At 75.5% G+C, this 14,811-nt stretch carries 12 protein-coding genes; 10 read left to right on the top strand and 2 right to left on the bottom strand.

The genetic code is table 11. From position 1 onward, the window contains the following. The first annotated feature begins 7 nt into the window (after positions 1-7). From E9549_RS00630 to ligA, 10 genes are all read left to right on the top strand, one after another. Positions 8-775, top strand: a complete 768-nt coding sequence (locus E9549_RS00630; RefSeq protein WP_236824638.1) for an ABC transporter ATP-binding protein — start codon at positions 8-10, stop codon at positions 773-775. Between the two features lie 10 nt (positions 776-785). After that, a complete protein-coding gene (locus E9549_RS00625) occupies positions 786-1,574 on the top strand; it encodes an enoyl-CoA hydratase/isomerase family protein (RefSeq protein ID WP_236824637.1) in 789 nt (262 codons plus the stop codon). 5 nt (positions 1,575-1,579) lie between these two features. Continuing rightward, the gene (locus E9549_RS00620) at positions 1,580-2,692 is read left to right on the top strand and encodes a PLP-dependent cysteine synthase family protein (protein WP_236824636.1); all 1,113 of its coding nucleotides are present in this window, start codon (positions 1,580-1,582) and stop codon (positions 2,690-2,692) included. 117 nt (positions 2,693-2,809) lie between these two features. Further along, entirely contained in the window at positions 2,810-3,589 is a 780-nt protein-coding gene (locus E9549_RS00615; RefSeq protein ID WP_236824635.1) for an electron transfer flavoprotein subunit beta/FixA family protein, read from the top strand. 34 nt (positions 3,590-3,623) lie between these two features. Then, positions 3,624-4,586: an electron transfer flavoprotein subunit alpha/FixB family protein gene (locus E9549_RS00610; protein ID WP_236824634.1), complete on the top strand. Its 963-nt coding sequence runs from the start codon at positions 3,624-3,626 to the stop codon at positions 4,584-4,586. 94 nt (positions 4,587-4,680) lie between these two features. Further along, positions 4,681-6,081, top strand: coding sequence for an MFS transporter (locus E9549_RS00605; RefSeq protein ID WP_236824633.1), 1,401 nt, complete (start codon positions 4,681-4,683; stop codon positions 6,079-6,081). Next, complete coding sequence (locus tag E9549_RS00600) at positions 6,078-7,283, top strand: cysteine desulfurase family protein (RefSeq protein WP_236824632.1); 1,206 nt, start codon at positions 6,078-6,080, stop codon at positions 7,281-7,283. Before E9549_RS00605 ends, E9549_RS00600 begins: the two co-directional genes overlap by 4 nt. Beyond that, positions 7,280-8,362, top strand: coding sequence for a tRNA 2-thiouridine(34) synthase MnmA (gene mnmA / locus E9549_RS00595; protein ID WP_308191111.1), 1,083 nt, complete (start codon positions 7,280-7,282; stop codon positions 8,360-8,362). Before E9549_RS00600 ends, mnmA begins: the two co-directional genes overlap by 4 nt. Further along, entirely contained in the window at positions 8,359-9,369 is a 1,011-nt protein-coding gene (locus E9549_RS00590) for a methionine synthase (RefSeq protein ID WP_236824630.1), read from the top strand. Before mnmA ends, E9549_RS00590 begins: the two co-directional genes overlap by 4 nt. Positions 9,370-9,433: 64 nt before the next feature. Then, complete coding sequence (ligA, locus tag E9549_RS00585) at positions 9,434-11,572, top strand: NAD-dependent DNA ligase LigA (protein ID WP_236824629.1); 2,139 nt, start codon at positions 9,434-9,436, stop codon at positions 11,570-11,572. Positions 11,573-11,604: 32 nt separating this feature from the next. Here the strand turns inward: ligA and E9549_RS00580 are convergent, their stop codons facing one another. Continuing rightward, a complete protein-coding gene (locus E9549_RS00580; RefSeq protein ID WP_236824628.1) occupies positions 11,605-13,710 on the bottom strand; it encodes an HNH endonuclease signature motif containing protein in 2,106 nt (701 codons plus the stop codon). A gap of 219 nt (positions 13,711-13,929) precedes the next feature. Beyond that, on the bottom strand, positions 13,930-14,604 hold the full coding sequence (locus E9549_RS00575) for an ACT domain-containing protein (RefSeq protein ID WP_236824627.1): 675 nt from the start codon (positions 14,602-14,604) through the stop codon (positions 13,930-13,932). Between the last annotated feature and the right edge of the window lie 207 nt (positions 14,605-14,811).

Genomic DNA, 14,811 nt, shown 5'->3' with positions numbered 1-14,811 from the left:
CGTACGGATGACCGGCGTCGACGTCGTGCGGGGCGGGAACCACCTGCTCCGCGGCGTCGACTGGGCGGTGGAGGAGGACCACCGCTGGGTGGTGCTCGGCCCCAACGGGGCGGGGAAGACCACGCTGCTGCAGCTCGCCGCGGCGCAGCTGCACCCGACGCGGGGCGAGGTGCGGCTGCTGGGCGAGACGCTCGGCGCCGTCGACGTCTTCGAGCTGCGGCCGCGCATCGGGCTGACCAGCGCCTCCCTCGCCCAGCGGATCGGGCCGGCGGAGAAGACCGGTGACGTCGTCGTCTCGGCCGGCTACGCCGTGGTCGGCCGGTGGCGGGAGCGCTACGACGTCCACGACCTGACCCGGGCGGGGATGCTCATGGCGCAGTGGGGCGTGGCCCAGTACGCGCACCGGCCGTTCGGCACCCTCAGCGAGGGCGAGCGCAAGCGCACCCAGATCGCCCGCGCCCTGATGCCCGACCCCGAGCTGCTGCTGCTCGACGAGCCCGGCGCCGGTCTGGACCTCGGGGGGCGCGAGGACCTCGTGGCCCGCCTGTCGGACCTGGCGCGCTACCACTACGCGCCCGCGCAGGTGCTGGTCACCCACCACGTCGAGGAGATCCCGCCCGGCTACACCCACGCGCTGCTGCTGCGCGAGGGCGAGGTGGTCGCCTCCGGGGTGGCCGACGACGTGCTGACCGACGGGCACCTCTCCGACACCTTCGGCCTGCCGCTCGAGCTGACCCGCACCGACGGCCGGTTCACCGCACGACGCGCTCGATAAGGTGCCGACCATGGCATCGACGCCCGAGTTCGTGACCCTGCAGGTGGCCGACGGGGTGGGCACGATCCGCCTCGACCGGCCGAAGATGAACGCCATCGACGAGCAGCTGCACATGGAGGTCCGGGCGGTGGCGCTCGAGGCCGGTGAGCGGGCCGACGTGCGCGCCGTCGTGCTCTACGGCGGGGAGCGGGTCTTCGCCGCGGGCGCCGACATCAAGGCGATGTCGCAGCTGGACGGGCGGTCGATGGTCGCCTGGGGCCGCGAGCTGCAGAACTCCTTCCGCGCCGTGGCGCGCATCCCGAAGCCGGTGATCGCCGCGGTCACCGGCTACGCCCTCGGCGGCGGCTACGAGCTGGCGCTGTGCGCGGACTTCCGGGTGCTCGGCGCGGGCGCGAAGGTCGGCCAGCCCGAGATCCTGCTGGGCGTCATCCCGGGCGCCGGCGGCACCCAGCGGCTGGCCCGGCTGGTCGGCCCGGCCCGGGCCAAGGACCTGGTCTTCACCGGCCGGCACGTGGGCGCGGAGGAGGCCCTGGAGATGGGGCTGGCCGACGCGGTCGTCCCCGACGACGAGGTGTACGACACCGCGCTGGCCATGGCGCGCAAGCTCGCCGCCGGCCCGCCGCTGGCCCTGGCCGCCGCCAAGCGCGCCATCGACGAGGGGCTGGACCTGTCGCTGGACCGCGGCCTGGACCTGGAGAGCCGGCTGTTCGCCGAGCTGTTCGACACCGAGGACCAGGTGAACGGCATGCGCTCGTTCCTGGAGAACGGCCCGGGCAAGGCCGAGTTCTCCGGCCGCTGACCCTCGTGGACGACGTCGTCGACCGGTCCGACCCGGGCGGCCGGGCCTGGGTCGACCGGGCGGTCGCCGTCGTCGAGGCCGACGCGCGGCGCAGCGCGGACACCCACCTGCTGGTCTACCCGCTGCCGCCCGAGTGGGGCGTCGACCTCTACCTGAAGGACGAGTCGACCCACCCCACGGGCAGCCTCAAGCACCGGCTGGCGCGGTCGCTGTTCCTGTACGGGCTCTGCTCCGGCCAGATCACCGAGGGCAGCACGGTCGTCGAGGCCTCCAGCGGGTCGACGGCGGTGAGCGAGGCCTACTTCGCCCGGATGCTCGGCCTGCCGTTCGTCGCGGTGATGCCGCGCTCCACCAGCCCGGAGAAGGTCGCGCTCATCGAGTTCCACGGCGGACGCTGCCACTTCGTCGACCGGGCGCCCGACATCTACGAGGAGGCCCGCCGGCTGGCCGCCGAGTGCGGGGGTCACTACCTCGACCAGTTCACCTACGCGGAGCGGGCCACCGACTGGCGCGGCAACAACAACATCGCCGAGTCGATCTTCGAGCAGCTCTCCGCCGAGCCGCACCCGGTCCCCGAGTGGGTCGTGGTCGGGGCGGGCACCGGCGGCACCAGCGCGACCATCGGCCGCTACCTGCGCTACCGGCGGCACCCCACCCGGCTGGCCGTCGTCGACCCGGAGAACTCCGCCTTCTTCCCCGGCTACGCGGCGGTCGACCCGGGCTGGACGACCGGTACCCCGTCGCGCATCGAGGGCATCGGGCGGCCGCGGGTGGAGCCCTCGTTCGTGCCCACCATCGTCGACCGGATGATCGCCGTGCCGGACGCGGCCTCCCTGGCCGCGATGCGGCACCTGGAGCGGGTCACCGGGCGACGGGCCGGGGGATCCACCGGGACCAACCTGTGGGGCGCCTTCGGGCTGGTCGCCGAGATGGTCGCCGCCGGCCGCCGCGGGAGCGTGGTGACGCTGCTCTGCGACGGCGGGGAGCGGTACGCCCGGACGTACTACTCCGACGACTGGGTGGCGGCCCAGGGGCTGGACCTGGCGCCGTACGCGACGACGCTGGAGCGGTTCGCCGCGACGGGGGAGTGGGCGGTCCCACCCACCTCGCCGCCGTGACGTGCCTCACCCGCCCCTCCTGCCCCGGCGGCGTTACCCCGCAGTAGCCTCCATCCTTGGAGCCAGGCGGGCCCGCGTGCCCGCATCCTGAACGCGTCCTGAGGAAGGTTCAGCGCGATGAACATCGTCGTTCTTGTCAAGCAGGTCCCGGACTCGGGTAGTGAGCGGAAGCTGGACCCGGCCGACAACACCGTCGCCCGGGCCGCCGCCGACAACGTCATCAACGAGATGGACGAGTACGCCATCGAGGAGGCGCTCACCATCAAGGAGGCGCAGGGCGGCGAGGTCACCGTGCTCACGGTCGGCCCCGAGTCGGCCACCGACGCCATCCGCAAGGCGCTGTCCATGGGCGCCGACAAGGCCGTGCACGTCGTCGACGACGCCATCCACGGCTCGTGCGCGGTGCAGACCTCCGCGGTCCTCGCCGCGGCGCTGGGCCAGCTGGAGTACGACCTGGTCATGTGCGGCGCGGAGGCCACCGACGCGCAGCTCTCGGTCATGCCCGCCCTGCTCGCCGAGCGGCTCGGGATCCCGCAGCTCTCCGGTGCCCGCAAGGTCACCATCGAGGGCGGCACCGCGAAGGTGGAGCGGCAGACCGACGGCGGCTACTGGGCCCTCGAGGCCCCGCTCCCGGCGATCATCTCGACCTGGGACACCATCAACGAGCCGCGCTACCCCTCGTTCAAGGGGATCATGGCCGCGAAGAAGAAGCCGGTCGAGACCAAGACCCTGGCCGACCTGGGCGTCGACGCGGGCAGCGTCGGCCTGGCCACCGCCACCAGCAAGGTCCTCGACTTCGCCGGCCGCCCGCCGAAGGGCGAGGGCGTCAAGGTGACCGACGAGGGCGACGGCGCGCAGAAGTTCGTCGACTTCCTCGCCGGCCAGAAGATCGTCTGACCCCGCCCGGATCGAAGGAAGAGGAGAACACCCCATGGCAGAGGTCCTGGTCCTTGCCGAGCTCAACCCGGCCGGCGGCGGTGTCCGCAAGACCACCCTGGAGGCCCTGACCGCGGCCCGCGCGCTCGGTGAGCCGTCGGCCGTCGTCCTCGGCGCGCCCGGCACGGCCGCCGGCGTCCGCGACCAGCTCGCGGAGTACGGCGCCGCCACCGTCTACGTCGCCGAGTCGGCCGACATCGACGACTACCTCGTGGCCCCGAAGGCCGAGGTGCTGGCGCAGCTGGTGAGCGAGAAGTCGCCCGCCGCCGTCGTCATCCCCTCGTCGCCGGAGGGCAAGGAGATCGCCGCCCGCCTGGCCGTCAAGACCGGCAGCGGCTTCCTCACCGACGTCACCGAGATCGCCTCCGACGGCACCGCCACCCAGGTGGCGTTCGCCGGCGCGACGATCGTGCACTCGCAGGTCACCGTCGGCACCCCGATCTACACGCTGCGCGGCAACTCGGTCGCCGCCGAGCCGGCCCCGGCCGCCGGTACGGAGCAGACCGTGGACGTCGCGGTGAGCGACGCCGCCAAGCAGGTGCGGGTCGTCGAGCGCGTCGTCGAGCAGAAGAGCAGCCGCCCCGAGCTCACCGAGGCCTCGATCGTCGTCTCCGGTGGCCGCGGTGTGGCCAGCGCCGAGAACTTCTCGATCATCGAGGGCCTGGCCGACTCGCTCGGTGCCGCCGTCGGCGCCTCCCGCGCCGCGGTCGACTCCGGCTTCTACCCGCACAGCTTCCAGGTCGGGCAGACCGGCAAGACCGTCTCGCCGCAGCTGTACGTGGCCGTCGGCATCTCCGGTGCGATCCAGCACCGCGCCGGCATGCAGACCTCGAAGACCATCGTGGCCATCAACAAGGACCCCGAGGCGCCGATCTTCGAGCTGGCCGACTTCGGCGTCGTCGGTGACCTGAACACCGTCGTCCCGGCCGCCACCGAGCAGATCAACGCCCGCAAGTAAGGGCAGCTGTCGAGCGCCGACCCCTCGCGGGGTCGGCGCTCGACGCGTTCCCGGGGGCGGGAAGCAGCCGGGGGTGCGGGTGGTTGGGCACCGCGTGGACACCGTCGCGCCCCCGGCGCTGTTCGACCGGGCGCACCGGCTCCCCACCGCCGGGCTGCTGATGCTGGTCACCCTCGTCGCCTTCGAGGCGATGGCGGTGGCGACGGCGATGCCGACCGCGGTCGCCGAGCTGGACGGGCTGGCCTGGTACGCCTGGCCCTTCAGCGCCTTCCTCGTCGCCTCGGTGGTCGGGATGGTGCTCGGCGGCGACCTCGGTGACCGCCGCGGCTCCCGGGTGGCGCTGCTGACCGGCGTGGCGGTCTTCGCGGCGGGACTGCTCGCCGCGGGCGTCGCGGGGGACATGGCGTTGTTCGTCGCCGCCCGGGCGCTGCAGGGCATCGGCGGCGGGATCATCGCGGTCGCCCTGTACGTGGTGGCCGGGCAGGCGTTCGAGCCCGCGCTGCGGCCGCGGCTGTTCGGCGCGTTCGCCGCCGCGTGGGTGCTGCCGGCGCTGGTCGGCCCCGTGGTCGCCGGGCTGCTCACCACCCACCTCACCTGGCGGCTGGTCTTCCTCGGACTGCTGCCGCTCATCCTGCTGGGCCTCGGGTTGGTGCTCCCCGCCGCCCGCGCGCTGCCCCGGTCCGCGGCGGCCGCGGTGCCGGCCTCCGCCCGCCGGTGGTGGGCGCTGCTGGCCGGCGTCGGCATCGCCGCCCTGCAGTACGCCGGCCAGCGCCTCGACCTGCTCGCGGCCGCCATCGCCGTCGCCGGGCTGCTGGCGCTGGTCGTCGGACTGCGCCCGCTGCTGCCCGCCGGGACGGCCGCCGCGCGTCCCGGGCTGCCCGCGGTGGTCGCCGGCCGCGGTCTGCTGGCCGGCGCCTTCTTCGGCATGGACGCGCTGCTGCCGCTGGCCCTCACCGAGCTCCACGGCTACTCGGCCACCGCCGCGGGGATCCCGCTGACCGCCGGCGCGCTGGGCTGGGCCACCGCCTCGCAGCTGCAGGGCCGCAACCCGCACTGGTCGCGGGTGCGCCTGCTGCGGCTGGGGTTCGGCGTGCTCACCGCCGGGCTGCTGGCGACGGCCGCCATCGCCGTCCCGGGGGTCGGCGGCTGGCCGGCCTACGCGAGCTGGGCGGTCGCCGGGCTCGGCATGGGGCTGGGCATGCCGAGCCTGAGCGTGCTCCTGCTGGAGCGCTCGTCGGACGAGACGCGCGGCGCGGACTCCGCGGCCTTCCAGATCGCCGACGTCACCGGTGCCGCCGCCTGCGTCGGCGTGGTCGGGGTGCTCGTGGCCGCGGCGGCGGCCGGCACCCTCTCGCTCCCGGCGGCGGTCCTGGCCGGTGTGGTGGTGCTCTCGGCCGTCGCGGTCGCGGGGGCGGTGCTCGCCCCACGGGCGGGTGGTGCTCCGGCGGCGGCAGCCGGCCCCGCCGTCCCCGCGACTACCCTGAGCGCGTCATGACCTACTCGGAACCGGTCTACCTCGACCACGCGGCGACCACGCCGATGCTCCCCGAGGTGCTGGCGGCGATGACCGGCCAGCTCGGCCGCGTGGGCAACGCCTCGTCGTTGCACGCCAGCGGCCGGGCGGCGCGCCGCGCCGCGGAGCAGGCCCGCGAGCGGCTGGCCGAGGCGCTGGGCGCGCGGCCGTCGGAGGTCCTGTTCACCGGCGGCGGCACCGAGAGCGACAACCTGGCGGTCAAGGGGCTGTTCTGGGCCCGGCGCGCGGCGGACTCCCGCCGCCGCCGGATCGTCGTCAGCCCGGCGGAGCACCACGCCGTCCTGGACAGCGTCGAGTGGCTGGCCAAGCACGAGGGCGCCGAGGTCACCTGGCTGCCGGTGGAGCCCTCGGGCCGGGTCACCCCCACCGCGCTGGCCGACGCGCTCGGCGACGGCAGCGACGTCGCCGTCGCCAGCGTCATGTGGGCCAACAACGAGATCGGCACGGTGAGCGACGTCGCCGCGCTCGCGGCGACCGCGCACGACGTCGGGGTGCCCTTCCACACCGACGCGGTGCAGGCGGTCGGGCAGGTGCTCGTCGACTTCGGCGCCAGCGGGGTCGACGCCCTCACCATGACCGGGCACAAGCTGGGCGGCCCGATGGGCGCCGGCGCGCTGCTGCTGCGCCGCGACGCCGAGTGCACGCCCCTGCTGCACGGCGGCGGCCAGGAGCGCGACGTCCGCTCCGGCACGCTGGACGTCGCCGCCATCGTCGGGCTGGCGGTGGCGGCGGACGCGGCCGTGGGCGGGCGCGTCGAGCGGGCCGCCGAGCTGGCCCGGCTGCGCGACCGGCTGGTGGCCGGGGTCGTGGAGCAGGTGCCCGACGCGCAGCTCAACGGGCCGGCGCTGGACGACGTCGTGCGCTCGGGCCCCGGCCGCCTGCCCGGCAACGCGCACCTGTCCTTCCCCGGCGCCGAGGGCGACGCGCTGCTGATGCTGCTCGACGCCAAGGGGATCGAGTGCTCGACCGGGTCGGCCTGCAGCGCGGGGGTGGCGCGGCCGAGCCACGTGCTGCTGGCCGTGGGCGCCGACCCGGAACGGGCGCGCAGCTCCCTGCGGTTCAGCCTCGGGCACACCAGCACCGACGCCGACGTCGACGCCCTCCTCGCCGTCATCGCCCCCGTGGTCGAGCGGGCCCGGCGGGCCGGGACGGGGCGCCGGTGAGGGTGCTCGCGGCGATGAGCGGGGGCGTCGACTCCGCCGTGGCCGCAGCCCTCGCCGTCGACGCCGGGCACGACGTCACCGGCGTGCACCTGGCGCTCTCCCCGGACCGGCAGACGCTGCGCAGCGGCGCCCGCGGGTGCTGCAGCGTCGAGGACGCCCACGACGCCCGGCGGGTCGCCGACGAGCTCGGCATCCCGTTCTACGTCTGGGACCTCGCCGAGCGGTTCACCGAGGACGTCGTCGACGACTTCGTCGCCGAGTACGCCGCCGGCCGCACCCCCAACCCGTGCCTGCGCTGCAACGAGAAGATCAAGTTCTCGGCGGTGCTGGACCGGGCGCGGGCGCTCGGCTTCGACGCCGTGGTAACCGGGCACCACGCGCGGCTGGCCGACGGCGAGCTGCGGCGCTCGGTCGACGCCGCGAAGGACCAGTCCTACGTGCTCGGGGTGCTCACCGCCGAGCAGTTGGCGGCGGCGGTCTTCCCGCTCGGCGGGATGACCAAGGACCGGGTGCGGGAGATCGCCGCCGAGCGCGGGTTCGGCGTCGCGGCGAAGCCCGACTCGCACGACATCTGCTTCATCCCCGACGGCGACACCCGTGGCTTCCTGGCCCGCCGGCTGGGCAGCCGCCCGGGGCCGGTGGTCGACGCCGCCACCGGTGCGACCGTCGGCGAGCACGAGGGCACCTACGGCTTCACCGTGGGCCAGCGGCGGGGGCTCGGGGTCACCGCCGGTGACTCGCGTCCCCGCTACGTGCTCGGCATCGAGCCGGTGACCCGCACGGTGACCATCGGCACCGCCGAGCTCGCCGGGGTGGATGCCGTCGTCACGGCGGCGCCCACCTGGACCGGGACGGCACCGGGGCTGCCGTTCCGGGCGGAGGTGCAGCTGCGCGCGCACGGCAGCCCCGTGCCCTGCGAGGTGACCGGGGACGACGCCGGTGGGCTGCGGCTCCTGCTGGACGCGGAGCAGCGCGGGGTGGCCGCCGGGCAGTCCGCGGTGCTCTACGCACCCGATCCGCAGCGCGGCGACCTGGTCCTCGGCCAGGCCGCGATCCGGAGCGCCGGGGCGTCCGCGTGAGCGCAGGTGCCGACGACGCGGCGGTGGCCGGGGCGCCGTGGGGGCCCGCCGGCGGGGTGGGCTCCCTGCCGGGGAGCGACCCGGCCGAGGCGCTGCGCACCGTGGTGGGCGAGCTGCCGGAGTTCGCGCACCTGCCCGAGCTGCCGGGTCGGGGCGCCGGGGCCGACATGCTCGGGCGCAGCGCCGCCCTGCTGGTCGATCTCGCCGTCGACCTCACCCCGGCGGGCTGGCGGCTGGTCCCGCGGCCCGGGATCGACCAGCAGCGGGCCGAGGAGTTCCTCGCCCGCGACCTGGACGCCCTGCACGACGTCGCCGGTGGCTGGACGGGGCCGTTCAAGGTGCAGGCGGCCGGGCCGTGGACGCTCGCCGCCGGGCTGGAGCGCACCCGCGGCGACCGCGCGGTCGTGGACCCGGGCGCCCGCCGCGACCTGGCCCAGTCCCTGGCGGAGGGGCTCGCTGCGCACGTGGCGGCGGTGCAGGCGCGGGTGCCGGGGGCGCGGATCGTGGTGCAGCTCGACGAGCCGTCCGTCCCCGCAGTCCTCCAGGGCGCGCTGCCGACGGCGAGCGGGTTCGGGAAGCTCCCGGCGGTCGCCGGGGACGTCGTGGAGCAGGAGCTGGCGGCCGTGGTGCGCGCGCTGCCCGGCCCCGTGGTCGTGCACTGCTGCGCCCCCCGGATGCCGCTGGGGCTGCTCCGCGCCGCGGGTGCGGCCGGGCTCTCGTTCGACCTGGGCCTGGTGCAGGACCTCGACGCGGTGGGGGAGGCGGTGGACGCGGGGGTCCACCTGCTGCCCGGCGTCGTCCCCGGCACGGACGCCGCGCTGCCGGCGCCCCGGGCGACGGCGACGCGGGTGCAGGCGTGGTGGCGCGAGCTCGGCTTCGCGGCCGACCGGCTGCCGGACGCGGTGACGCTGACCCCCGCCTGCGGGCTGGCCGGGGCCACGCCGGCCTACGCCCGCGCCGCGATGCGCCAGGTGCGCGAGGCTGCGAAGTACCTGCTGCCCGGCTGAGGGCGCGCGCACCGACCGGGTGAGCGTCGGGTTGACCGTCGTACCCGCCGGATACCGTTCGACCGTGAGCACCGACGCCGACCTCGTCGAACCGTCCGTCACCCCGGTGGCCGACCGCGAGGACCTCACCGAGGTCCCCGACGACGTGCGGACCCGGCACCGCGACCTCTCCGAGGAGCTGGACCGGTACGCGTTCGCCTACTACGTGCGCGACGAGCCGCTGATCAGCGACGGGCAGTACGACGAGCTGATGGCGCAGCTCAAGGAGATCGAGGCCGCGCACCCGGCGCTGGTCACGCCCGACTCGCCCAGCCAGAAGGTCAACGGTGGCTTCACCGCCACGTTCGCCCCGGTGCAGCACCTGGAGCGGATGCAGAGCCTGGACAACGCCTTCAGCAGCGACGAGCTGTCGGCCTGGGCGGCGCGGGCGGAGCGGGAGGGTGCGGCGGGGGGCAGCTACCTCTGCGAGCTCAAGGTCGACGGCGTGGCCGTGGACCTGGTCTACGAGCAGGGCCGCCTGGTCCGCGCGGCCACCCGGGGTGACGGCGTGACCGGGGAGGACGTGACGGCCAACGTCCGCACGATGCGGGACGTCCCCCAGCAGCTCGCGGGGGAGGACGTGCCCGAGCTGCTCGAGGTCCGCGGCGAGGTCTACTTCCCGGTGGCGGCGTTCGCCGACGTCAACGCGGCGATGGTCGAGCAGGGGCGGCCGCCGTTCGCCAACCCGCGCAACGCCGCGGCCGGCTCCCTGCGGCAGAAGGACCCGAAGGTGACCGCGACACGACCGCTCCGGCTGGTCGTCCACGGGCTGGGGGCGCGCACCGGGTTCGAGCCGCAGCGCCAGTCGGCGGCCTACGAGGGGCTCCGGGCGCTCGGGCTCCCGGTGAGCGACCGCTTCGAGGTGGTGGCCGACCTCGAGGGCGTCTGGGCCTACATCGAGCGCTACCGGGAGCAGCGGCACTCGGTGGAGCACGAGATCGACGGCGTGGTGGTCAAGGTCGACCAGGTGGCGCTGCAGCGGCGGCTGGGGTCGACCTCGCGGGCGCCGCGCTGGGCGATCGCCTTCAAGTACCCGCCGGAGGAGGCGACGACGAAGCTCGTCGACATCCGGGTCAACGTCGGCCGGACGGGCCGGGTCACGCCGTTCGCGTTCATGGAGCCGGTGAAGGTGGCCGGGTCCACGGTGCAGCTGGCCACGTTGCACAACGCCAGCGAGGTCAAGCGCAAGGGCGTGCTCGTCGGGGACACAGTCGTCATCCGCAAGGCCGGTGACGTGATCCCCGAGGTGCTCGGCCCCGTCGTCGCCGCCCGCACCGGTGACGAGCGCGAGTTCGTGATGCCGAGCCACTGCCCCGAGTGCGGTACGGAGCTGCGGCCGGAGAAGGAGGGTGACGCCGACATCCGCTGCCCCAACGCCCGGTCCTGCCCCGCGCAGCTGCGGGAGCGGGTCTTCCACGTGGCGGGGCGCGGCGCGTTCGACATCGAGAACCTCGGCTACGAGGCGGCGATCGCGCTGCTGCAGAGCCGGTTGCTCACCGACGAGGGCGACCTCTTCTTCCTCGACGAGGAGCAGCTGTGCCGCAGTGCCTTCTTCACGAAGAAGGACGGCGCGCTGTCGGCCAACGGGCGCAAGCTCCTCACCAACCTGCAGACCCGCAAGGACGTCCCGCTGTGGCGGGTGCTGGTCGCGCTCTCCATCCGGCACGTGGGGCCGACCGCCGCACAGGCGCTGGCCCGGGACTTCCGCTCGATGGACCGGATCGTGGCCGCGACGGAGGAGGAGCTCGCCGCCGCCGACGGGGTCGGCCCGACGATCGCCCGCTCCGTGCGCGACTGGTTCGGCGTCGACTGGCACCGCGACGTCGTGGAGAAGTGGCGGCAGGCGGGCGTGCGCATGGCCGATGCGGACGAGGACGCGCCACCCGGTCCGCTCACCGGCGTGACCGTCGTCGTGACCGGTTCGCTGCGGGACTTCAGCCGTGACCAGGCCATCGCGGCGATCCAGGAGCGCGGCGGCAAGGTGACCGGGTCGGTGTCGAAGAAGACCGGCTTCGTGGTGGTGGGCGCCGATCCCGGCAGCAAGTACGACAAGGCCGTGCAGGTGAAGGCGCCGATCCTGGACGACGACGGGTTCCGCGTGCTGCTGGAGCAGGGCCCCGACGCCGCCCGCGAGGTCGCGACCATCGGCGACGGCAGCGAGTAGCCCGGCGGGCGGTGGCGGGAGCGGTCCCCGGGTCAGTAGGGCGGCGGAGTGGTGGTCGCGACCAGGCCCGTCGGGGTGGTCACGGTCAGCCGCCCGTCGGGCGCCAGCTCGTACCGCCAGCCCGGTGCCTGGTGCTTCCCCCGGTGGTGGCCGGTGCAGAACCCGACGAGGTTCTCCGCGCTGGTCGGCCCGTCGGGCCAGGGGCGGTCGTGGTCCAGCTCCCCGCCGAGCGGCACGCGCCGGCGGCAGCCGGGGAAGCGGCAGCGGCGGTCGCGGGCGCGGAGGTACCGGTCGAGGGCGGCGCCGGGGCGGTAGCCGTCGGTCGGGCCGGGAGGGCCGAGGCCCGGGCGCCCGCTGAGGTCGTGCGTGCAGCGGGCCGGCGCTCGGCGGCAGGCGGCGTCGTCGCAGCGGGCCAGGCGGCGGAGCTCACGGCTGTCGGTCAGCGCGAGCAGCGCGCCGGTGAGCTCGTCGACCACCGCGATCCGTGGCCGGTCGACCAGCGCCCCGCCGGTGCTGGCATCGAGCAGCGCGGCGAGGGCTGCCCGGCGGGACTCCCCGGCCGCGGCGCAGGCGTCCAGGTCGCTCGGCGCACGGGTGACCCGACCCGAGGGGCTGCGCAGCCACGCGTTCTCGTCGTCGCGGTCGGCGCGCTGGGCGTCGGCCTGTGCCCGCCGGGCGCGACCGATCGCCCGGTCCAGGTCGAGGAGGGCATCTGCGGCAGCTCGCAGAGACCCATGAGCGCCGGCCCAGCGACCGGAGTCGTCGCCGTCACCGTGATCCGTCGCGGGTGCCGGCTCTGCCACGGGCCGGTGGCCAGGTGCTGGTCCGGGATCGGCAGGGCAGTCGCACCGCGGACCGGTGCGGGGGTCGGTGCGGCCGGAGGAGCCGGGACCGGGGTCGGGGCGACCCGACGAACCGGAGCTGAGATCAGGGTGGCGGCCTGATCCCGAGCCGGCATCGGGGTCAGCGGCGGGCGCGGGATCGTCGAAGGCACCGACGCTCTCGAGCCAGGCCACGTAGGGCGCCTCCTCGGCCCACCGCCGGAGCAGCTCGTCCTCCGGTGTGTACTCGGCGCCGCCCCACTCACCCCGGAGAGCACGCGCTTCGACCTCCGCCCACCACCGCTCGTCGGCCTCCCGCCACTCCGTGGGCCAGGTGTCCATCGGCCAGCCGTCGGTGGGGCAGGCGTCACCCGGCCCGGCGGCAAGGCCAGCAGCGGGCGGTCGATCGTCGGCCTCACCGGCAGCGTCCGGGTTCGTGGCAGCCTCCGCCTCGCCATCCGCCGCCGACCCGGGCAGCAGGCCCAGGGCCCGGGCGAGGGCGCGGACGACCTCGGCCGGCACCGGTTCACCGCCGATCTCGCCGGGTTGGTCGCCACCGAGCAGGCTGCGCACCCCGGCCACCACGGTCAGCTGGGCCTGCACGGCGGGGAGGTCGTGCTCCTCCGGCCGCAGCACCAGGTCGAGCAGGCAGTCGGCCATCTTCTGGCCGCGGGTCCGGGAGTCCCCTGGCTCATCGAGCGCGTCGGCGTACCGCCCCAGCGCATCGAGCAGCGCCTGCGCCTCGGGCACCGTCAGGAGTGCGCCGAAGGCGGCCATCCCCTCACGTCGATCCGACCGCACCGAGACGCCCCGCTCCCGCAGTGACGCGGCCAGCCGAGCGGCCTCGTCGCGCGCGTCCCGGGCCAGGCCGAGGCGGCGTGCCCTGGCGCCGAGCTGCGCAGGGGTGGTGACCCGGCCGGACATCCACGCGAGCAGATCGCGCTCGACGGCGGCTCGCCGCGCCGCGTCGGCGATGGTCGCCACCCGCTCCAGCATCGGCCACAGGTGCCCGGGGTGGATCTCGCCGCGCTCCAACGCGTCCAACGTCGCCGGGAGCCGGTGCACCAGCGTGAGCGACCGGGTGAGCAGTTGATCGGCGGCCTGGGCCGAGAGGGAGAGCGCCACCACGAGTTCCTGCGCCGCCCACTCGCTGACCCCGGCCAGCACCTCCGGCCGGGCGGCTCGCCGCGCCTCGCTCATCGCCCCCGGCTGACCGGCCGGCCGGTCAGCCGACGCGGGACGGGTCGCGGCGAACTCGGCCACCGCCCGCGCGCGCCGGGCCGTCTGGCGGGCGATCTCGCGATCAGCCGCCTGCACGGCACCGAGCGGACCGGCCGCCCACCCGGCTGCCGGTGGCACTGCTGCCGACGACTCGCACAAGCCGCAGCGGGGCCCGGCTGCACTCTGCGCCACCCGGTCCGCCACGTGCACCATGTGTTCGATCATACGTTCGAATACCCGTGGCTGCAACATGGGATGAGGGCAAAGATCCAGGTCAGCCGCTCGGGCGCCCGGTTCGGCGGCGAGCGGCCGGACTCAGCCGGGCGGGAGGTGCGCCACCGTCGTCGCGATGCCGGTGAAGTGGGCCAGCCGGAGCAGCTCCGAGCGGCGGAAGGCCGGGCCCCCCGAGCGCCCGAGCACGATCGCCCGGCCGGCCCCGTAGGGCACCGCCATCATCTCGATGGCCATCTCCTGCCACCGCTCGGGCAGCCACGGCTCGTCGCTGGGCAGCAGCCGCGGCCCCGTCAGCGGCAGCCACGGCAGCGTCAGGTGGGCGAAGGAGGGCGCCGCCTCCGACGCGGCGAGCACCGCGCCGTCGGCCAGCGGCGCCGGCTGCCCCGAGTCGTCGAGGATCACCACCCAGCCGCTGTGGAACACCCGCGGCAGCGACTCGGTGAGCAGCGCGGTCGGCGGGCGGTCACCGCGGGCCAGGGCGTCCAGCAGGTCCAGCTCCCGGTGGGTGTCCAGGGGGCCGGCGAAAGGGCGCAGCGACTCCACCTGCACCCCGGGCACCGTCTGCGCGGCGGTGATCAGGCTGTCGGGCAGCCGGTCGCCCGGCAGGTCCACGACGACGTCGTCCACCGCGATGCCGTTGCCGCGCTCGAGCACGTCGAGCGAGACGATGTCGATGCCCGCGAGGCCGAGCGCCGTCGCGACGGCGCCGAGCACACCGGGGCGGTCGGGCAGGACCAGGCGCAGGAGATAGGACACGGTTCCTCCGGGTCGTGGGCCCCATGGCCCCCTTCCGGGGCCCGCCGCGGGCCTGCGGGCGGTGGGGCGAAGGGGGTCCCTGTTCGATCTCCGTCGATCGCGGTCGGGGGGAGCCTCTCACGCTGACCAGGGCCGGTGGGCCGCCACGTAGAGTGGCCCGGTCACGTCCCGGGCGCCAGAGCGGGCCGCCGGGCACTGCCGAACTGG

The sequence above is a fragment of the Blastococcus sp. MG754426 genome (assembly GCF_021699055.1).
GTDB lineage: Bacteria > Actinomycetota > Actinomycetes > Mycobacteriales > Geodermatophilaceae > Blastococcus.
This window is presented reverse-complemented; position numbering and strand designations above follow the sequence as displayed.